Source organism: Methylobacterium sp. WL8 (assembly GCF_008040045.1).
GTDB lineage: Bacteria > Pseudomonadota > Alphaproteobacteria > Rhizobiales > Beijerinckiaceae > Methylobacterium > Methylobacterium cerastii.
This window is the reverse complement of record NZ_VRVF01000032.1, coordinates 19,204-40,954: the sequence shown is the minus strand read 5'-3', so window position 1 is coordinate 40,954 and position 21,751 is coordinate 19,204. Positions and strand designations below refer to the sequence as shown.

Below are 21,751 nucleotides of genomic sequence, written 5' to 3'. Positions count from 1 at the left end.
CGCCACGGCCACCGTAGGTAACGGCAGCCGGACCAGGTGGGCCCGGGGTGCCGAACTCACCGGAGCGTCATCTCACCCTGAAGCCATCCCTGGAGGATGGCGAACTGGACGATTTGCGCACGGCTGTTGATGCCCAACCTGCAGCAGGCCCGGGCCTTCTGGGCTTCCACGGCCTTCGAGGTCACCCCCACGCGGCCGGCGATCTCCTTGCTGGTGTAGCCGTAGGCAACGAAGCGAAGGATCTCGCTTTCACGTGCCGTGATCGAGTTCTGGGCCTCGTCCGACGGCACAGCGACGACGCGTCCATGGCGGACGCCGTGCCCCGGCAGGAGCGGGTCGACATAGGTTCCTCCGGACCGGACCGCCTGGACGGCCTGGACGATGTTGAGGAATGCCGAGCGTTTGAGGACGTACCCTCCCGCGCCGGCCTCGAAGGCCTGGTCGACGTAGACCCGGCTTTCGTAGACGCTCAGGATGATGGCCCGGCTCGGGCTTCCGCGTTCGACGAGCTTACGGATCACCGTGACCCCGTTCATGTCGGGCATGGCAAGGTCCAGGATGGCGATGTCCGGCACGAGTTCGGTCACCGCCTGCACGGCCGTCGCTCCGGTGTCCACCGAGGCGACGATCTCAACCTCGCCCGTGCCGGCGAGAAGGTCGGCGACCCCGTGGCGGAACACGGGATGATCGTCCGCGAGGATGACGCGGATCGCAGCACGGTCAGGCATGGTGGGGGGCATCAATGGTGAGGTGGACCCGCGCTATCACGGAAGTCCCTTGGCCGGGCGAGGATTCCAGTTCCAGGGTGCCCCCGACCAGGGACATGCGTTCGCGCATCCCGATCAACCCGAGCTTGCCCTGGGATACGAGCGAGAGGGTGGACGCCTCGTCGGCCTCGAATCCCACACCGTCGTCGTCGACTGTCAACGTGAGATGACCCGGGCTGAACAGGAGCACGAACGAGGCATAGCTTGGTCGACCGGCGTGCTTGGCCACGTTCGTGAGCGCCTCCTGGCTCAGGCGATAGAGCGTGATGGCGTGCTCGGCCGGCAAGGGGACCTCCTCCCCGCAGACCTGCATCTCGGTCCCGATGCCCGTCGCACGGCTCCATTCGTCCACCAGGTAGCGCAGGGCCGTAACGAAGCCGAACTCGTCGAGGGCAGCGGGACGCAGCGCCAGGGTCACCCGCCTCAGGGCCTCGCCGACGTCCTGTGCCTGCCCGAGGAGGCCGTCGAGCTCGTTTTGTGCCGCGGTGGTGCCCATCAGATGCGGCAGGAGACGTCTAAGCCCGAAGTTCAGCGCAACAAGGTGTTGGCCCGCATGGTCGTGAAGGTCGCGCGCGAGCCGGCGCCGTTCGTCCTGGCCGGCGCGGTACAATCGCGCCAGGACCTCGTCCCGTTCCCGTTCCGCCGACACACGGGCGACCGCGTCGGCCTCCATCCGGACGAGCAATGCCTCTCGTTCCCGCATCAGGGACTGCAATTGCAGCGTCCGTCGCCTGCGCTCCTGCATGATGCGGCGGGCATCGTGGAGCTTGGCGGCCAGTAACCGGAACCGCCGGTCGAGGGCCGGCGCATCGAGGTGGAGCAGGACCAGCGCGTGCCCCTCGAACCCATGCAGTCTCGCGCGCATGCCGTGGCAGGAATGCCGATCCAACCCGCCGTCGCCCCTTTGGAGGAACAAGACGCCGGGCAAGGTCGCGGCGGTGGAGGCGCAGCGGTCGACGTAACGCAGGAACTCGTCGCGGACGGCTCCTTGGACGGGGAGGGAGCAGCCGACTTCGAGCCCTGGCAGGGCCTCGCGGGCCATTGCGTTGGCCGCCTCGACCTCGCCCATGCGTCGGACCAGGAGCATGGGGGACGGGACGAACTCGAAGAGGGTGTCGAAGTCGGACCTAGGCGTCGGCCTTCCCGAAGTAGGCCTGTCCCCCGTCGTCAAGAGCGTCGGGATCGAGATCGATGACGATCCGACAGCCATGGGCGCCGCGGGCGATGGTGTCTGCGAGCGTAACCCGTCCATAGCCCTGGCTCTCCGCAACCATGTGGCCGAATACGTGTGAGGTCACCATGCACATCGACGGGGACTCCTTCGCCAGGTCGCCGAAGGGACACCGCCGGTTGCCGAGCACGATGCGCTCGGCCGTCTCCTCGATGACGTAGAAGTCGCCTCCGAGGCGTCGCTTAAGGTCGATCAGCGCCCCTATGGTCGCCTTGAGGTCCAGCCTGGAGGTCCCTGCTGCACGAAGGTATTCCGCCTCGATCTCCTCCGAGATCGCCAGTCCCACCAAGTTGATGAACCCGCTGGTCTCCCGGCTTCCGACCGTGTCTTCGAGGGTGCTGTTGAGGACCCTGACGACCATCCCGAGAAAGCGCTCGCGGTCGATGCCTATCTGCGCTTGGTCGAAAGCCGTTATGTCAACCGCTCGATGCTCCATCGACTCAGTCCTCCGCGCAGATATGAATCACATTATTGTGCGGAATCACTAAATTGACAATCGAGTAGAAATACTTCTGGACTGAAAACTGTCATTCCAGTCGCCGGAAACAGGGATGCCATCAAATGGTGGAATTCCACGCATTTATCCTACCGCTCCCGGAAGCTACGGCTGAACTGGTCCTGGATCGGTTTGACGAGATAGGACAGGGCCGTGCGCTCCTCGGTGGCGACATGGACCTCGACCGGCATGCCGGGCACCAGGCGCTTCCCAATCCCGAGGCGGCTCATCTCCCCGGCGTCGAGCTCGACGTATCCGACGTAGAAGGCGTCGTCCTTGGCGCTCTTGGACGTCGAGGGTGACACGTAGACGAGTTGCCCCTTCAGTTCCGGGGTCGTGCGCTGGTTGAACGCAGTGAACCGAACCCTCGCCACCCGGCCTACGCCGACCTGGTCGATGCTGGACGGGGCGACGTGAATCTCGATCTTCAGCCGCGCGTCCTCCGGAACCACGGTCGCCAGCACGTCGGCCGGGGTGATGACGCCGCCGACCGTGAAGGTCTTCAGCTCGTGCAGGATGCCGGTGACGGGCGAGCGGATCTCCGTCCGGGTCAGTCGGTCCTCCAGGGCGATCCGACGGTTGCCCAGTTCCGCGAGCTTGGCGTCCACGGTGCCGAGCTCGCGCTGCGCCTCCGTGCGCGCGGTGTCGGTGACCGCGAGGAGTTGCACCCGGATCTCGCTCGCCCGCACCTTCGCCCGGGCAATCGAGGCTTCGAGCGAGCCCTGCTCCCCGGACAGCCGATGGCGGTCCCGGTTGATGGGAAGGAACTTCGATCCCTCGAAGAGCTGCTTGTCGACCAGTCCCTGCAGCTTGCCGTGCTCGCTCGTCAGGATGACGAGCTCATCACGCTTGGCGTCCCTCTGCTTCACAAGTCCGGCGACCTCCTCGGTGACCTGTCCGATCTGGAGTTCAAGCTGCTGACGCTGGCTGTCCCGGCTGGCGAGGTTGCCCTTGAAGAGGCGCATCTCGCCGTCGACGATGGCCTTCGTCTCGGGGTCCACGCCGGCCAGGGACAGCGGGAAGCTCATGGTGCGCAGCCCGTCCCGCTCGGCGAGGAGGCGGGCCTTCTTGGCGGCGAGCTCGACCAGCTGTCCCCGCACGATGGCGAGCTCGGCCCGCGTCTGGGCGTCGTCGATCCGGATGAGGACCTGATCGGCCGTTACGGCCTGCCCGTCACGGACCAGGATGGCGCCGACGACGCCGCCGTCCCGGTGCTGGACCGCCTTGGCATGGTGGTCCACCGTGACGGAGCCCGGCGCCATGATCGCGCCGTTCAGGTCCGTCGTCGCGGCCCATCCCCCGGCCCCGACCACCAGGGCGATCACGAGGGAAAACCCGAAGGCGATGCGGGGTACCACCGAGAAGGAAGGCTCCTTCCGGTGGTCGATCTCGGCAAGGGACTTTGGGCGGTGGGATCCGACGGCTTGGGTGCTCATGGTCCGGTACCTCTTACGGCGGGATCAGGTGACGGGTGTGGTGGGGGTCGATGCAGCTTGGTGGACCGGGCCTTCGATGAAGAGCAGGGTGTGGTGCCCGTCGAGGACGATGGTCGTCTCGAACGTGTCGTCACGGTCGAGGTCGGCCGAGATGACGGTCACGTCGCCCTCGCCGAGGAGGGCGGACCTGTATCGGATGCCCGACACGGTGCCATCGTTGCGCTCCATCGCATCCGCCAGGGAGTTGCCCCCGGTGCCGCCGCCAGCCTCGAACAGCGACCAGTTGAGGAGGTCGACGTGGTCCCCGACCGAGAAATCGGTGATCTCGACCGCACGGGTCGGTTCCCGCGCTCCCAACCGGGAGAGGAACTCGTAGGCATCGTTCCCGCCGCCGCCCGTGAGCACCACGTCGTCGTCCCCGATGACGAAGCGGTCGTCACCCGACCCGGCCACGATGCGCTCGATCGATTCCACTTGGTCCTCGCCGAGCTCGGTGCCCGACACCACGTGATTGACGAGGTCGACGAGCAGGTTCCCGGTCGCCCCGCCGAGGTCGAGGGTATCGGAGCCCTCGCCGCCGTCGATGCGGTCGTCGTCGCCGTCCATGGCCAGGACGATCCGGTCGTCCCCTGCGCCCGAGCGGACGGTATCTTGCCCGGCCCCGTCGAGGATCGTGTCCCGACCTCCGCCTCCGTCCAGGACATCGTCCCCCGAACGACCCACGAGACGGTCGTCGCCGTCGCCTCCGGAGAGGCTGTCGCCACCGGTGCTACCGAGGAGAACGTCGGCCCCGGACCCGCCAACCACCGCCTCCACGCCCGCGACGTGATCCTGCCCCGTCTCCACGCCGACCGAGGTGCCCAGGATGAGGTCGACGGTCACGCCGGAATGCGCCGCCGAAAGGTCGAGGGTGTCCTGGCCTTCACCGCCATCGAAGCTGTCGGCCTCGCCATCGGAGGATGCCGTGATGACGTCGTCGCCGGCGCCGCCGAGCACGACGTCCGAACCGGTTCCGTCGAGAAGGGTATCGGCGCCCGATCCGCCATCAAGACGGTCGTCACCGGCACCACCGGATATGCGGTCCTGCCCCATGCCGCCCAGGAGCGTGTCGCCACCGGAGCTTCCTGAGAGGACGTCGTCGCCCGAGCCACCCAGCACCACCTCGACCGATGCGACGGCGTCGGTGCCGATGTCGCGCCCGACCGCGGTCCCGGCCATCAGGTCGACCACGACGCCCGAGGTCGTGGCGGTCAGGTCGAGGGTGTCCTCGCCGGACCCGCCGTCGAAGCGGTCGGCATCGGCGTCGGTCGCGACGATCAGGACGTCGTCACCGCCGCCCCCCAGGACCGTGTCGGACCCGGTGCCGTCCGACAGGACGTCGTAATCCGCGCCGCCGTCAAGGAGGTCGTTTCCGGCGCCTCCCGCAAGATGATCTCGCCCGACGCCGCCGAAGAGGTCGTTGGGGCCCGCATCGCCGCCGATGACGTCGGCGCCAGATCCACCACGCACCACCTCCACGGAAACCAACTGGTCACGACCGATCTCGGCACCGACGGCCGTCCCTGCCGCCAAGTCGACCGTGACGCCGGACGTCGTGGCGGTGAGGTCGAGGGTATCCCGACCAAGCCCGCCATCGAAGAGGTCGTCATCCCCGTCCAGCGCGGCGACGATGACGTCATCCCCCTCCTGCCCCAGGACGATGTCGCGGCCGGAACCGTCCAAGAGGACGTCGTCGCCTTCCCCGCCCTCCAGGCGGTCGTCGCCGGCACCTCCGGACACCGCGTCCCGACCGAGGCCGCCGAACGCCAGGTCGTTGCCCTCGCCTCCGTCCAGGCGGTCGTCGCCGGCACCGCCGAACAGCATGTCGCTCCCGGTAGAGCCTATCAGGATGTCGTTGCCGTACCCGCCATCCAGGAGGTCGTCGCCGGCATCGCCGAAGAGGATATCGTCGCCTTCCTCGCCGAAGATGCGATCGTTGCCGGTCCCTCCGGACACGACATCCGCGCCCGAACCGGCGAAAATGACGTCGTCGCCGGCCGCGCCGAGGATGGTGTCGTCCCCGGCGCCCCCGACGATGTGGTCGTCGCCCAGGCCACCATCGATCAGGTCCGAACCGGCACGGGCGTCGATGATGTCGTTACCGGCGCCGCCGTCGATGGCATCCGCGCAGAGGGTGCCGAGGATGATGTCGTCGCCGCTCGAACCGGTCACCTGATTGCGCTCGACGACGTTAAAGCTGGCCGTCTGGGCGATGGAGAATTCTCCGTCCGTCACCTCGTACGTGATGGTGACCGGACCGACCGCGTCACCGTCGAAGATCCATCCGTCCCCGTCCGGGGACAGCGCCCCCGAGGAAACCGAGACGTTGCGGACCGACAGCACGTCGCCGTCGGGATCCCGAACGTTGCGGAGGAGGTCCGTCATCGCGATGGCGAGGAGGGCGCAACCCGTCGTGTTCGCCAGGAGAACGGGCCCCGACGAGATCGGGGCGCGGTTGCGTCGCCCGTCCGTTCCACCCTTTTCATCCTCCAGCGGCAGGTTGTCATTGGGGGGAACGGTACTGCCACCACCCGTATTGCGGGGTCCGTCGGCGGGTTGGCCCACGCCACCGGCGGGATTCGCCGCATCTTCTCGGTCGGCATCCCGCCCAGGTCCGTTGGAATGTTCGGATGTGGGCGACCCGCCCTTCTCGGTGGACGATACGGGTTCGTCGACGCCGTTCCCCGAATGCGGACCGTTTTCGCCTTGCCCGGCATCCGATGGCCTTTCGTCCCGGCCGCCACCGCCACCACCGCCACCAGAGGCAGCTCCGCGGTTGTCGTTCTCCGGCGTCGGGATGACCGGGGATGCCTTGAAGTCGTTGAGGTTCGGCTGGGGATCGGGCTTCGCGAACTGAAGGGTTTTGGTGCGGAGAAAGGCCGGGGAATCGTACTCCGAGGCCGGCGCCTCGGACCCGGGTGCCACCCCGGACGTTCCGGCGAGGCGGCCATCGGGCTCCCTGGCGGCCGGTTCTTGATCCGAGGGTGTCAGGGCGACCAGCTTCGGGCCGGGCTTCGGCTGCGGCTCCACATCCGCGGCCTCGGCCTCGGCATGCACCGGGGTATTGAACAGAGACTTCAGGTATGCGGCCAACGATGCGACGGCCAGCGCCAGGTAGTACGGCGTCCCCGACTTCGCGTTGGTGCCTTGGGCATCGTATTTCGTGGTCTCGTCCGGACGGGATGTCCCGGTCTTGGTGCCCTTCGTCTCGATCATCATGCCGTCACCCGCTCCACGGAGGAGCGCTCCCTTGCGACCTTGCCGAGGACGGCTTCCTTGGGACCGAAGGCGGTCATCTTGCCGTCCTGGATGACCGCGATGACGTCGACGGCGGCGAGCACGCTCGGACGGTGGGCGATGACCACGGCGATGCCACCCCGGGCGCGGACGCCGAGGATCGCGGCCGCCAGGGCAGCCTCGCCCTCACCGTCGAGGTTGGAGTTGGGCTCGTCGAGCACGAGCAGGAAGGGACTACCGTACAGCGCACGGGCGAGGCCGATACGCTGGCGCTGTCCGCCCGAGAGCGCGGTGCCGAACGGACCGAGCTCGGTGCGGTAACCGTCGGGCATCCGCAGGATCATCTCGTGCACGCCCGCTGCGCGGGCTGCCGCCACCACGAGGGCGGGATCGGCGCTTTCCGCGAGGCGGGAGATGTTCTCCTCCACCGTGGCGTCCATCAGGCAGACCTCCTGCGGCAGGTAGCCGATGATGCGGCCGAGGCTTTCCTCGTCCCACTGGGGGAGATCGGCGCCGTCGAGGCGCACGCCGCCGCGCAGGACCGGCCAGATGCCGGTGAGCGCCCGGCTGAGGGTGGTCTTGCCGCCGCCGCTCGGGCCGATGACGCCGAGAGCCTGGCCGGCGTTGAGCTCGAAACCGACGTCCGACAGCAGCACCCGACCGGATCCCGGCGCCGCGACGGTGACCGAGTTGACCCGCAGGGACGACAGCGGCATCGGCAGCGGCATCGGACGGTCGATGCCGGACAGGGCGACGAGCGTCTCCTTGAGGCGACCAAAGGCGGTGCGGGCCACCGAGATGGCCTTCCAGTTGCCAACGGTCTGGTCGATGGGCGCCAGGGCGCGGGCGGAGGTGATCGAGGCCGCGATGATGGCTCCGGCCGAGAGCTCGCCGCCGATGACGAGGTAGGCGCCGAGGCCGAGCACGGCCGACTGCAGGATCATGCGTAGCACCCGCGAGATCGCGCCGAACGTCCCGGCGATGTCCGTGGTTCGGGTCTGGAGTTCGAGGTGCTCGTTGTTGGCCAGGCGATACCGGTCCACCGCCCGTTCCGAGAACCCCATCGCCTTCAGGACGTCGGCGTTGCGTGCGTTCGAATCGCCGATGGCGTTGCGCGCCACCACGGCCTGCTGGGTCGCCCCGGTCCACCGGCGGGTCGTCAGTTCCGTCAGGATGGTGAGGAACGTGAGCAGGACGGCGCCCGCAATGGTCAACATGCCGAGCCAGGGGTGCAGCATGTAGACGAACACGAGGAAGACCGGCGTCCAGGGCAGGTCGAAGAGCGCCACTAAGCCCGGGCTTCCGAGGAAGCCGCGGACCGTATCGACGTCGCGGCTGCGTTCCATCGATTCCGCCGCCGAGAACCCGAAGCGCGGCATGTCGATGGAGACGCGCTGGGCGAGCGGGGCGATGCGGCGGTCGAGCTGCGCCCCGATCCGGACGAGGATCTGTTGGCGCAGGACGTCGAACATGCCTTGGAATAGGTAGAGGCCGATGGCGAGCGTCGACAGGCCGACGAGTGTCGGCAGGCTGCCGCTCGGGAGGGCGCGGTCGTAGACCTGCAGCATGTAGAACGAGCCGGTCAGGGCGAGGACGTTGATGATGCCCGACATCCCGAAGAGGAAGACGAACGGCATCCCGAAATGACGGGTGAGCCGCTCGACGCTTCTTTTCTTGGCGAGTTGCTTCTGGTCCTTGGTGCGCATGACGAGTTCCCCCGGCGGCCGGATGGAGGGGTCGGGCCCCTAAGCGGGGCCCGACGGACGTCAGAGCGTGAAGTCCGCCGCCGTGGCGGCAGGCGTTCCCTTGATCGCGAACTTGAACTCGGGCGCCGCATCGCCACCCGTGTTCCCGGCGACGATGGTGTAGTCGCCGTCGGCCCGGCTCTCCTGGGTGACGAGCAGCTGCCCGACACCGGTGAAGGCCGCCCCGGTCGCGAGCGTGAACGCCTGGTTCCCGGCCACGCCCTGGTTCGCGTCGATGCCGCTGAGGTCGATCCTGTCGCCGGGCTGGAAGCTCGCGATGGTGTCGCCGTTGGCCGCGGCGGCCGACTGGAAGTGGTAGATGTCGGCGCCCAGGCCGCCATCCATCACGTTCACGGCGTCGCTCGCCGTGATGTGGTCGTCGCCGGAGCCGGTCACGATGTTCTCGACGCCCCAGAGGGTGTCGGACCCGGATTGGGCGCTGGTGACGCTGCCGCGCCCGGCGAGGCCGGTACCGAGGTTGGCCGTGATGTTGGCGGTGATCGCCGACATGTCGAGCGTGTCGCTGCCGGTGCCGCCGCCGACCTCGTCGCCCCAGTAGCTGTCGTTGCCGTCACCCACCTCGGCGACGAAGAGGTCGTCGCCGTCCCCGCCGATGACGGCATCGTTGCCGGCGCCCGCGGTCACGAGGTCGTTGCCGGCCCCGGCGAGGATGCGGTCCGCGCCGCCGTCGCCGTAGAGCATGTCGTCGCCGGCGCCGGCGAGGATGTCGTCGTCACCGGCCCCGCCGAAGACCACGTCGCGCCCGGCACCGGCATCGACGAAGTCGTTCCCGTCGCCACCGCGGATCACGTCGGCCCCGTCGGCGGCAAAGATGTGGTCGTCGCCGGACAGCCCTAGGATCGTGTCGGCGCCGGAAGTCCCGGATAGGACATCATCGCCCGCGGTACCGGCCACCAAGCTTGCCGGAAGTTCGGCCGGTGGCGTCGCTGTCCCGCCGCCGGTCGTGCCTCCGACCGTTCCACCGCCGGTGGTAGCGCCTCCCGTGGTGCCGCCCTGGTGACTATCGTCTCCGTTCTCGGCCACGTCGGTGCCGTCGTCGTCATCGGACGAATGGCCCCCGGTCCCATGATCGTTCCCGGAGCCGTTTCCTGAGGTTCCTCCAGTCGTGCCGCCTGAGCCCGTGCCGGACCCGGCGCCATTGCCCGAAGCGCCCCCGGCCGTGCCACCGGCACCCGCACCGTTTCCGGTCGTTCCACCAGACCCCGTCCCAGACCCCGTCCCAGAGCCTGCTTGGGTGCCGGTTCCGTCATCCGCACCGGTGCTTCCGCCGGTTGTGCCACCGGTTCCGGTGTCATCGCCGGTGCCGGTACCCGTGCCGCCCCCGCCGACACCGGTGCCATCATTGGTGCCCGTGCCCGTTCCGGTTCCCACGTCGGTTCCAGTGCCCGCACCGGTTCCACCGCCGGGCTGCGCGTCCTCGTTGCTGACTGCGAAGATGTCCTCCTGCAGGCCGGTCAACCCGGTATTGCGGGTGACGATGTCGGAGAAGGTCTGACCGTCGACCTGGTTCTGGTAGAAGTCGAAGTTGTCGAATCGGTCGAGGTAGTAGAACCGGTCACCCTCCTGGAGGCGGTCGAGCTGCTCGTGCAATACGACCCAGAAGGTCTGCCCGACGACCCCGTCGTTGATGTGCTTCTCGGCCAAGCCGCCGACCCAGAGGTCGACGCGGTCGATGCCGGACACGACCTTGGTCCCGTTGGGCCCGTCATGGAGAACGATGTCCGGGTTGGCGGTCACGAAGGCCGCCCGCTCCCCGGCCGTCGTCAGGACGAGGTCCGGATAGGCTTCCTTGAACTGCGCGATGACGGTGTCGCTCAAGCCGTTCCGTGCCTGGAAGTCCGACCAGGACGCGTAGGGGCGGAGATCGCCGGCGAAGCCCACCGCCTCGTGGACGTACGGATCCGAAGAGGCCTGAAGGTCGGCGCGGACCTGGTTCAGGGTTCCCAGGCCGACATCGCGGCCGCGAGCCACGTTGAAGGCGAAGAGGTCGGCGTTGATCCGCACGAGGTCGTTGCGCACGGCGTCGACGATGTTGAAGTCGACTTCCTCGGCCGGTTGCGTGGCGACGCCGGCGAGGATGGCGTTCGCGCCGAGCTGGGCATAGCCCGGCTGAGGCACGTAACCGGGAGGAAGGGGAGCCTTGAAGGCGCCGGCATCGTTCGTCGGGTTGAGGAAGGCGTCGACGAGTTGCACCTGACGCGGCTGGCCATCCGGTCCCAAGACCGTCAGGCTTTCCCCGATGAGCGAATGCCCGACGCGGTAGACGGCGGAAGCGAACTCCTCGGAGATGCGCGCGTCCACGCTCGCATCGTAGCCGCCGAAGCCATGCGAGCCGTTGCCCTTCATGCCGCCGATGAGGTGGTCGGCGAACTCGGTGAAGATGACGCGCTGGTACTCCGCCTCGTTGATCATCTTGGCGGCCTGGAAGACCTCCTCCGGCGTACCCTGGAAGCCCGACTCGACGAGGTTGTCGACGTGGAAGTTGTGGTTGCGCGCCCAGATCGTATGCATCGCCGTCAGGGAGACGTTCTCGTTCGCCCGGCCGTCGCCGGCCACGAAGTGGTCCAGCAGGTTCACGAAGGGGTTCGTGTCGAGGAGCAGGGCGTTCCCGCTGCCCATGAAGTTCGCCGCCATGGCGCTGACGATGCCGGGGTCGAACGCGCCGGTTGCCGGATCGACGAGGGTTCCCGCCGCATGTCCCGGTGTCGCGAAGTTCGAGTAGTAGTCTCGGAAACTGATCGAGCCGCCGGGCAGGGAGGGATCGTGGAAGATCGTGTTGGCCTCCCAATGGTGCTGGATCAGGGCACGCAGGGTCGGGAGCAGGTTGAAGGCGGGATCGGACGGGTCCGGCAGCCCGGCCAGCAGGTGGGCGCCCACGCCCTGGTGGCCATCGCTCTCGCGCAGGAACTGTCCGACGAGCTCGTGCGAGCCGTAGGCCTGGTTCTGGTCGACGAAGGGCGAGGTCTTGTTGAGGTGTTGCGGGACGCCGTTCGCATCGATTGAGGACACCTCACCGCGGGTGAGATCGACCGGGTTGTCGCTCGTGGGACTGCGTACTGAGCCCGGACCGCCGATCTCCACGGTCCCGTTCGTGGACGACTTCGGCAGGAAGTCGAGGCCGTGGTCGAAATACTGGCCGAACGCCATGAAGAAGATGTTCGCACCATTCGCCTGGTGCGGAAGATCGGCTTCCTGGGTGCCCAGCACGTTGCTGATGGCGCGTGGATCGAGCCCGGTGAACAGCGGGTTGAGGGCGTTGTTGCCCGTGGCCGGGTCGAAGGCCCCGTAATGGGCTTCGGTAAGCCGGATGAAGGGCTGGTCGGCCGCCCCGAACCCGGGATGCGTCAGGTTGTTGCCGACGCCCGAGAGTTCGCGCACGCCGGAGGCACCGTTGGCGTCGTCGTCACCCCCGGCGACGGCCTGCCCAGTGACGAGGGCCTTGATTCCGGCAAGGTCCGCCGGCGTGAGGGCGAACCCGCCGCCCGTGGCGGTCCCACCTCCGTTTGCGGTCCCGTCGCCGACGGTGCCGCCGCCAGGCTGAGTCCCGCCCGTCGCCGGGACGGTATCGAAGGTCGGCGTGCCGGAGCTCGCGAAGGTGATGCTGTGCGTGCCGCGCGTCAGGATCGTCATGCCGTTGGCCTGCGTCTCGACGTAGTCGGCCAGGGTTGTGCCCGGCGCGAGGTCGATGACGTCCTGAGGTCGTAGCGTTCCCACGATGGTGTCGGCGCCGCCGTTGGAATGGAATACGATCCGGTGGGCCGAGGTCAGGCCGGAGATGTCAACGGTGTCGTTCCCCTCCGTGCCATCGATGGTAACGGTGTTAAGGTTCAGGCTCGTCGTCGAGAAGTTACCGATCAGGAAGACGCTGTCACCGGCACCGGCGTTGGTCGGCGGGTTCGGCGACGAGACGGTGGCCGTCCCGATCCGGATCTCCTCGATCTCCTGCAACTCCGCGATAATGGCGGCGGCCCCGGCACCGACGCTGCGGGTCACGACGATCTCGGTACCGGCGCTGAGGGTCGCGACGTTGTTGCCGGCGACCTGGCCCCAGGCGGCCGTCGTGTAGACCCGGAACGTCTCGGCGGCGCCCAGCGTCCCGTTGGCGACGAAGGTGTCGCCGACCGGTCCCTCGGTGCCCCCGTTGACGACGTCCCGCCCATCGGATGCGACGAGGGTGATGGGACCGAGCGCGACGCCGCCGTTCCAGGTGACGACATCGTCGCCGGCCCCGGCATTGACGACGTCGTTGCCCGTCCCGCCCTGGAGTGCGTCGTTGCCGGCCGCGCCGTTGATGACGTCGTTGCCAGCGCCGCCATCGACGAAGTCGTCGCCCGCCCCGGCATTGACGATGTCGTTGCCGCCGTTGCCCAGGATGCGGTCGGCGCCAGCCGTGCCGTTGATCGTGTTCCCGAGGCCGTTATCGACGATGTTGTCGCCCACCACGTCGGTCGGCGCCGAGACCACGCGCTCGGAGTAGCCACCCTGGTCGGTGAAGCTCACAGCGACCCGGACCTGGAAGCCGACCTGCGCCTGCTGCGGCGTGAAGTTCTGTCCCGTCGCCCCGGCGATGTTCGTCCAGGTGACCCCGTCCGCACCGAGGGACTGCCACTGGAAGGCAAAGGTGGTCGGCAGTCCGTTGAGGTCGGCGATGCCGGCGACGTTCGCCCGAAGCGCCGCTAGCTCCGTCGGAGAGGTGTCGTCAATGGTCGGTGCCCCGGTGGCCGGCACGTTGGTGAGGAAGACGCTCTGGTCGGCGAACTGGGCCCGCTCGATGTTGTGCAACGTATCGATGCCGTCGGAGAGCTTCAGGGTCGGGGTCACCGCGAACCCGGTGTGGCTGACCTGGAAGCTGCCGTCGCCGAGATTGGTCACCGTGTAGTTGGCACGCACGTCGGAGAAGATCGCCGTGTCGACGTCGGCTCCAGCGCCGGCATCGACGAGTTCGCGCACGATGTTAAGCTGCCCTGGGTTGACGGCCCGGGACATCAGCGCGGTCTGCAGGAGCATCCCGTCGAGATACAGGTCCTCGGGATCATGTGCGGCGAGGCCGGCGGGGGTCTTGTACATCTGACCCGCCAGGCTGTCGGCGGTCGCGATCTCCGTGCCGGCGGCGTCACGGATGCTGATCCTGACGTTGAGCCAACGGTCGCCGTCGATGATGTCGTTGCCGGCCTTGCCGTTGAAGGTGTCGCTGCCGGCGCCGCCGAGGAGGATGTCGCCACCGTTCTGGGGGTCGAAGACCGTGATGTCGGGAGCCAGGTCGGCGAAAGGCGTGGCGTCGACGCCCACGGTCTGTCCGCGCACAGCCCCGGGTGTCAGCTTGAGCAGGGCTTCCAAGCCGTCGATCAGGGCGACGTTCTGCGACAGCAGCATGCTGTCGGTCGCCGGGCCACCGACGATGCCTCCCGCCGGATCGCCGACCGCACCGGTTGGCTTCTCGGTGCCGATGAGGGTGTCGTCATGCTTCCAGCCCGAAGCGGCCTCGACGGCGTCGTTGCGGTCGCGAAGCGTCAGGGCCTGCTGGTTGACGAAGCGCGAGATGCCCAGATCGATGACGCCGTCGTTCGGGTCGCCCTTCTGGATCACCCAGTCGAAGCCCAGCATGCCGTTGTTGCGCTGGATGCCCGGTCCCTGAACCATGATGTCGTCGCCGGACTCGCCATCGTAGTCGGTATCGTTGCCCTGTCCGTTGAGGACGTCGTGGCCGATGATGATGCTGTTGAAGAATAGCTGCGAGTTCTCGCCCGACAGGCCATCGAAGCCCTCGCCGCCCTCGATCCAGTCGTTCCCCTCGTTGCCCATGAGGTTATCGGCGGCGCTGCCACCCAGGACGAAGTCGTCGCCGCGCCCCGCGAAGACCTCGACCGGATCCGTGGAGTGGGTGATGAAGTCCTTGCCGCCACCGCCGAACAGGATGTCGAGGCCCGGTCCGCTTGAGATGGCGTCGTTGCCCTCGCCTCCGCGGATGAATTCGTCGCCGAAGGGGTCCTCGATGACGTCGTCACCATCGCCGCCGAAGATCTGGTCGGACTCCATGCCGCCGTTGAGGTAGTCGTCGCCGCCGTCGCCCCAGAGGGTGTCAATGCCCTTGTCGCCGATGAGGATGTCGTTGCCTTCCGTGCCGCCCAGCACCACGTGCTCGCCGCCGCTGAACTTGAGCATGCCGCCGTCGGCATGCCCGTCTCCGTCAACGTCGGCACCCGGGTCGAGACGAACCACCTTCGGGTCGAGGATCTGGAGCAGCAGGTCGTCCTGGGTCGGATCGTCGCCGACCTGCTTGACCTGGTTGAGCTCCAGTACGTGGTCGGCACGCCCGAACAAGGACCCGTTGAGGTGCGAGGATCCCTCGTCGCCAAGGTCGGTGTTACGCTGGACGAGGGCCGAGAAGGTGTTGGCCTCCAGCTCGTTGAGCAGGTTCATGCCCTGCGTACGGCTGAGATAGTAGAAGCGGTCGCCGTTCTGCAGGTTCTCCATCTGCGTCTCGAAGACGAAGTTGAAGGTATTGCCGAGCATCCCGCCGAATTCCATCTTCTCCTCGGCGAGACCGCCGATCCAGAAGTCGACGTCGTTCAGGCCGGAGTTGGCGGCGGTCCAGGCGCCCGTGCCGTTGAGGAAGTCGAGCCTGTCGGTCGGGGCCGAGATCGTGTGCGCCTCGTTCGCCGCGGTCGAGGGATCGTCCGGCACGTCCACGTTCACGCCGAACACCAACGCAGTCGCCGCGGCGCGCTTGCCGGCGAGGGTCGTCTCCTGGGTGATGAGGTCGTGGTCGCCGTAGGCCGCGATGAAGTTGATCACCGAAACCGGGTTCTTGATGTTCTGCGCGAAGTCGATCCAGCTCGTGTAGGGCTTGAGCTTGGCGTCCGCCGTCATCGCGTAGAACTCGGCGCGGGCCTCGTTGAGGGTCGGCACGCCCTGTTCCCGGGACCGCGCGATGTTGAGCGTCGCCAGGTCGAGGGGGAGCCCCAGCAGGTTGTTGCGCAGGGCATCGACGATGAACTCGTCGATTTCGTTGCCGATCTGCCGTGTCATGCCGCGGATGATGGCGCCGGCGGCGGCCTCGGTGTCGACGCCGCTGGCTGTGAAGGCGAGCGGGTTCAGGAACGCCTCGATGAGGCCGAGTTCCTGGGTGCCGGCCACGGTCGTGTCGGCGTCGACCGGCTGCATGTCGAACCCGACGCGGTCGATGGTGTCCGTCAGCATCGAATGCCCGAACCGGTAGACGACATGCGCGAATTCGGCCGTGATGGCCGGATCGATGTCGGCGCTGTTCGTGAACACGAAGGGATCGACGTTGGGCTGGACCGTCCGTGCGAACTCCTCGAACACGAGGTGCTGGTACTGCATCTCGGTGACGAACTTGGCGGCCTGGAACAGGCGCTCGCCGTCCCATTGCAAGGCGGCCACGCCCTCCGGCGTGGTGGGGATGGCGTCGTTCGGACCCAGGTCGACCCTCAGCCACTCGTTGATGAAGGCGCGGTCACCCGAGGCGAGGATGGTCTGCTTGTTGGCCTCGACGAGGCGATTGTGCTCCGAGTGGAAGATGGTGTGGACCGCGGTGAGCCCGATGTTCTCGTTGCCGCGCCCGTCGCCGGTGATGAAGTGCCGGTCGAGAAGCTCGTTGTCGTAGGCGAGGTTCGCCCCGGTCTGAGGATTGAAATCGACCGCATTGCCGGTGAGCGCGTCCGCGTCGGCCGCCACCGCCCGCCCTTGAACGATGGGGTCCGCGGTATGGGCGATGTCGTCGAGGAAGGCGTGCCCCGTCATCACGGCGCCGGTCGTGCGGATGCCCTCCGCCGTTCCCTCCTTGAACCACGTGGTGGGATGGGTCGCATCGGGCTGCATCAGCATCTGCGCGTAGCCGTGGGCGCCCGGGATGAATTTGCCGTAGGGGTCGGTCATCAGGACGGGCACGTTGTGGATGTCCGTGTCGACGAGCTCGATGCCGAGCATGGCCTTGGCCTGGGCCTTGACCTCCGCCCAGTTGGCGATGGCCCTTCCGTCCGCGCCGCCGTTCAGCAGGTTCCCGGTCGCGATGGTGACCGGGTTGTCGATATTGTCCCCCGGGGTGATGTCGGCGCGGGTGTACTCGCGAAGGAAGACCTGATGCGAGGGATGCGAGGTGTAGGTCTGGTTCTGGTCGATCCAGGGCGTGGTGGTGTTCCTCGCGGTTACGATGTCGTCCGCCGTGCCGAGCACGCCGTCGGCGCCCGGCCCCGCAACGGGCGTGGCACGGGTCAGGACCATGAATTGCTGCGACGCCGGAAGGTCGTCGGCGTTCCCGAGCACCCCGTCGGCACCCGCGATCAGCGGGTCGTCCGGCATCAGCGGAACGATCACCGAGCCGTTGCCGCCCTTGGTGGCAAGGTCCAGGCCGTGGTCGAAGAACTGCCCGAACAAGGTCATCCAGCCATTGAAGGGCGGGGACAAGCCGATGTCGGGCGACTGGTTCGGGATGAAGGCGATATCGGTGGCGGTCGGGATGTAGCCTTGAGGCGGTGAATCCCCACCGTGCGCATCGGCGTAGGCCGCCTGCGCGATGGGGTTCGCGAACCAGGCGGCGACGGCGGCCGGGTTGTGCGGGCTCATGTCAACGATGAGGTTGCTCGCCGTCCGGATGCTGGTGTCGACGACGGTGCCGGTCGCGCTGTATTCGTTGTTGATCACCAACCCGCCGGGTGCCGGACCATTCGTGTCGAACGAGCCCGTACCCGTGGTGTATTGGGCGGGCAGCAGGCGTGGAAACGGCTGGTCGGCCGCTCCGAGCAGGCTCTGACCCGGCAGGAGGTTGTTGTTGCTTCCGTCGACCGCCCGAAGACCCATCGGAAGCAGCGCGGCGTCCGGACCGATGATCTCCTGGAGGGTGCGAGTATTCCCCGGGGCCGCGTATTCCTCGGCGATGCGGATCTGGGCGAGGATCTGACGAAGGTCGTTGGTGTCGACCGTGAACGTGACAGACATGGCCGTCTCCTGAAGACATGAGGCTGCGGCAGGACGCACCTCGACGGGCGCCCCGGGGATCGTGGATGGGGGTATTCGCGGAGAGGCCCCCGCGTATGGGGCGGCCGGATCCCAGCCGAGGGCTAGGACGCTGGAGGGGGGAGCCGGTGAGGCGGAGGCACAATGACGATCGCGATCCGCGATGAAGAGTAGGACGCAGATCCTTTATGCGGTCCAGGGAGAATGTGGTGCGACCGCTCCGGATGACCGGGCGATGTCGTAATATTGCTCGTCATCGCAGGGACCTCGGCAAAACCGGGGGATCGAAGCGCTCGGCCGGTCTATGCTTGGCCGGTGACAGAACCTTGCACGGATCGCGTTCCACGCAATCGTGAATAATTCCTCAACGAACTAGGAAAAACCCACGTGTGAGGGTTTTTCCCTCATCATTGACAATCTTTGACCGAGGTACGGCACCACACGTGCACGTCACATGAGATTGTCCTGCCCGATAATCAATCATTTATAGGGTTTTAAAGACAATAACTCAAAAAAGAATGATTTCAACGCATTATATTTGGCGAATGGATGGTTGTTTGTAAAAATCGCACGGCCGAGTTATGGTTCGTCACTGAATTCCGTATTGGGTGAAGAGCGTATTTTTGAGAGCCTCCAGTTGCGAAACGGATGGCTGGGTCCGATCTTGGAGCGGGTCGATGCTTCTATACCACGTGCCTTCGAGGCCGATGGATCGTATGCGGCAGCACACCGGCGGAACTGAGGGGGTGCATGCCGATGTTCCTGGACATGCCCGATGACACCGCCGCCGAGAATTGGCTGATCGCGCTGTCGCGCGCGCATGACCTGCTGGAGTGGGGGCAATGCGAGGGGGTCGAGCTTCGCGATCTCATGCGGCTGGCGGCGCTTCAAGCCTCGGCATTCCGGTCATGATAAGCCAGGGAGCCGAACAAAGCCCGAGCCGGGACGCAAGGCTTGATGGCGCGGGAAACGCAACGGGACGGAACAGCGCCTCAGATACCGAGCGCCTCGCCACATTGTTCCGCTACGGCATTCTCGATACGCCCGGCGAGGAGGCGTTCGACGGCATCGTGCGCCTTGCGACCAAGCTATGCGGCACGCCGGTCGGCATGATCACCCTCGTCACCTCCGAACGGCAGTGGTTCAAGGCGCGGGTCGGCTTCGACGAGGTTGAGACGCCGCTGGACCGGTCGATCTGCGTCCATGCTTTGCCCGAGCCGACCCTGTTCGTCATTCCCGACTTGACCCGCGACGCGCGCACGATGGCGAACCCCGCCGTCACGGGCCCCTTGGCGATGCGCTTCTATGCGGCAGCACCCCTGCGTACCGCTTCCGGCCATGGGCTCGGCACGCTCTGCGTCATCGATCGCGAGCCCCGTGAGACCGGCCTCACGCCGTTGCAGGCCGAGATTCTGGGTGCCTTGGGCGAACAGGTCATGAGCCTGTTCGAGGCACGTCGCGCCTCGCTTGCGGAGAAGGAGGCCACGTCTAGGCTCCGGTCGAGCGAGGCGTTCATCCAGGGCGTCCTGACCGCATCGCCCGATTGCATCGTGGTGCTCGACCTCCATGGCAACCTGGTCTTCATGAACGATCCAGGCATGAGCCTCATGGGGATCGACGACTTCGACGCCGTCGCCGGGTCCCCGTGGCATCGGTCATGGAAAGGATCCGATGCAGCCAAGGCCCGTCGGGCGGTGTCGACGGCGAGGACGGGGACCCCCGCTCGCTTCGAGGGTTGGACGGACACTAAGCGCGGCGTATCCCGGTATTGGCACGTGATGGTTACCCCCATCGCCGGTTCGGACGGTCGGCCGGACCGGCTGTTGGCCGTATCCCGGGACCAGACGGAGGCGACGCGGGATACGGCGCGTCAGGTCGAGCTCACGGCCCTGGGCGAACGCCTGCTGGGCATCGCCGATCCCTTGGAGATCGGTGCCCGAGTCGCCGAGATGGCTGGGCTCGCCCTCGACCTGTCGCGGGCAGCTTACGGGACCATCGACCCGTCTGAAAGGATCATCACCTTTGAGCGGGATTGGACACGCCCCGGTCAGCGTAGCGTCGTAGGGCGTTATCCCTTCGCATGTTACGGCGCCTACGCCGACGATCTGCGCCGCGGCCAGGCTGTGGTCATCCCTGACGTCCGCACGGACCCCCGAACGGCATCGAAAGCGACGGAACTCGGTCTTCACGGCATCGCCTCGCTCCTCGACGTGCCCGCGATAGCCGAGGGGCGCCTCGTCGGTGTCCTGTGCCTCCACGACGCCGGCCCGCGTGAATGGAGGGAACGGGACATCGTCTTCGCGCAAGCCGCAGCGGAGCGGGCGCGCGCGGAACTGGCACGGATCGCGGCGGAGGAGCAGCAGCAGCTTCGGACGCGCGAGGTCGGCCACCGCTTCAAGAACCTGCTCGCGATGGTCCAGGCCATCGCCACCCAGACCATGCGCTCTACCGACGACGTGAAGGTCGCGAGCGACATCCTCGCCGGGCGTCTCGCCGCGCTGGGCCAATCCCATGACCTTCTCCTCGACGGGGGCATGGGGAGCGGTCCCATCCTCGACGTGGTGAGGCGCGCGCTCGACATGCATATCGACGCGGCGGAGCGTTTCGACATCTCGGGCCCCCAGGTGCGGATCGGCGCTAAGGTCGCGCTGTCGCTGTCGTTGATGTTGCACGAACTGTCTACGAACGCCGTGAAGTACGGCGCGCTCTCCAATGTCGGCGGGCGCGTGATCCTGGGCTGGCAGGTGCGCGGGACAGTCGGCGAGCCGAGGCTTCGCTTGACGTGGGTGGAGACGGGAGGTCCGCCGGTCATCCCACACACGCGCAAGGGGTTCGGCAGCCGTCTGATCGAGCGGGGGCTCGCTGGTCAGGTCGGTGGCGTCGTCGAACTCTCGTACCCTTCGACGGGGTTCACCTTCACCATCGAGGCGCCGCTGGCGGCATTCCAAGTCGAGATCTGACCGATACCCTCTATTCGACCGGAGCGTTCATGTGGTTCACGGCATGAAGTACGAGACCTCGTCGGACGGTCGAATGCCGTGCCCGCTCATGGCCAAGCTGCATGAGCGGCCCGGCTGCGAGCTTGGTCTCGGCCACGACCACATGACCTGCTCAGCCGTCGTACCGCGGAGGAGGAGGTCGCGATCTGCCTTCTCGGCCTGCGCGGGCGCTACGCCCGCATCGCGCGAACCTCCGTGACCCTCTCGCTGCCGATGGGTCGAAAGACATCGCCGACCATCCCGGCCTCACCATCAAGACGGTCAGCCGGCTGCTGACGCGGCTCGACCGCAAGAGATCGCTGCCGATCGTGCCGGGCGGTGTGCGCCTGCTCGACCTCGACCGGCTGGTAGACCCAGCCGCCTAAAGCGAACTCGCCGGCTTTCCATCGCAAGGACCGCGCAGACATGCCTACCCATCACGACCTCCTCTTGAGGATCGCCGGCAGCCTCGATTGTTCGGTGAAGGCATTGCAGGGCGAAGACCCGCCCCCCGCCCACCTCGGGGGTGTCGGGGAACTCCTGAGGCTCTGGCATGCGCTGGATACGCCCGAGGATCGCGCCCGGCTGGTCGCGGTCGCCCGAACACTGGCCGGGCATCATCGGGACGCTTGAAGAGTTCAAGGTGAGCCCGGCGATCCCTCTCGCAGACCTCGTCACCCTTCCCTAGAGCGAGGGGCCCATCTCAGCGCTCAAGCGTCCTGGGGTAAGCAATCGGGTTCTCCGCCTCGTCCGGATCGAGCCGAAACTCGGCTTTCTGCTAGGTGCTCTTAAGTTATCCGCTATGAGTTAGCATTATAAAATCTA

The 21,751-nt window shown here is 67.0% G+C and carries 10 protein-coding genes; 3 read left to right on the top strand and 7 right to left on the bottom strand.

Going from position 1 to position 21,751, the window contains the following annotated elements; genetic code table 11:
• Positions 1–56: 56 nt before the first annotated feature.
• The 7 genes from FV234_RS13315 to FV234_RS13285 all read right to left on the bottom strand — a co-directional run bounded on the left by FV234_RS13315 (position 57) and on the right by FV234_RS13285 (position 17,930).
• Positions 57–740, bottom strand: coding sequence for a response regulator transcription factor (locus tag FV234_RS13315; protein ID WP_246686191.1), 684 nt, complete (start codon positions 738–740; stop codon positions 57–59).
• Positions 721–1,836 (bottom strand): sensor histidine kinase, encoded by a 1,116-nt coding sequence (locus tag FV234_RS13310; RefSeq protein ID WP_238272994.1) that lies wholly within the window; start codon positions 1,834–1,836, stop codon positions 721–723. The genes FV234_RS13315 and FV234_RS13310 overlap by 20 nt, the downstream gene beginning before the upstream one ends.
• 58 nt (positions 1,837–1,894) lie before the next feature.
• On the bottom strand, positions 1,895–2,434 hold the full coding sequence (locus FV234_RS13305; protein ID WP_246686190.1) for a methanogen output domain 1-containing protein: 540 nt from the start codon (positions 2,432–2,434) through the stop codon (positions 1,895–1,897).
• A gap of 149 nt (positions 2,435–2,583) precedes the next feature.
• Positions 2,584–3,930 (bottom strand): HlyD family type I secretion periplasmic adaptor subunit, encoded by a 1,347-nt coding sequence (locus FV234_RS13300; RefSeq protein ID WP_147829714.1) that lies wholly within the window; start codon positions 3,928–3,930, stop codon positions 2,584–2,586.
• A gap of 24 nt (positions 3,931–3,954) precedes the next feature.
• Positions 3,955–7,188 (bottom strand): cadherin-like domain-containing protein, encoded by a 3,234-nt coding sequence (locus tag FV234_RS13295; RefSeq protein ID WP_147829712.1) that lies wholly within the window; start codon positions 7,186–7,188, stop codon positions 3,955–3,957.
• Positions 7,185–8,912 carry a type I secretion system permease/ATPase gene (locus FV234_RS13290; RefSeq protein WP_147829710.1) on the bottom strand — a complete coding sequence of 576 codons (1,728 nt, stop codon included), beginning with the start codon at positions 8,910–8,912 and terminating at the stop codon, positions 7,185–7,187. Before FV234_RS13290 ends, FV234_RS13295 begins: the two co-directional genes overlap by 4 nt.
• A gap of 60 nt (positions 8,913–8,972) precedes the next feature.
• Complete coding sequence (locus tag FV234_RS13285) at positions 8,973–17,930, bottom strand: peroxidase family protein (protein ID WP_147829708.1); 8,958 nt, start codon at positions 17,928–17,930, stop codon at positions 8,973–8,975.
• A 768-nt stretch (positions 17,931–18,698) separates the two neighbouring features.
• Between FV234_RS13285 and FV234_RS26215 the strand changes: the two genes are divergently transcribed.
• The 3 genes from FV234_RS26215 to FV234_RS27050 all read left to right on the top strand — a co-directional run bounded on the left by FV234_RS26215 (position 18,699) and on the right by FV234_RS27050 (position 21,312).
• Complete coding sequence (locus tag FV234_RS26215; RefSeq protein WP_187273676.1) at positions 18,699–18,860, top strand: hypothetical protein; 162 nt, start codon at positions 18,699–18,701, stop codon at positions 18,858–18,860.
• Between the two features lie 104 nt (positions 18,861–18,964).
• Complete coding sequence (locus FV234_RS13280) at positions 18,965–20,908, top strand: GAF domain-containing protein (protein ID WP_187273675.1); 1,944 nt, start codon at positions 18,965–18,967, stop codon at positions 20,906–20,908.
• A gap of 185 nt (positions 20,909–21,093) precedes the next feature.
• Positions 21,094–21,312 carry a helix-turn-helix domain-containing protein gene (locus tag FV234_RS27050; RefSeq protein ID WP_348643062.1) on the top strand — a complete coding sequence of 73 codons (219 nt, stop codon included), beginning with the start codon at positions 21,094–21,096 and terminating at the stop codon, positions 21,310–21,312.
• Positions 21,313–21,751: the final 439 nt, after the last annotated feature.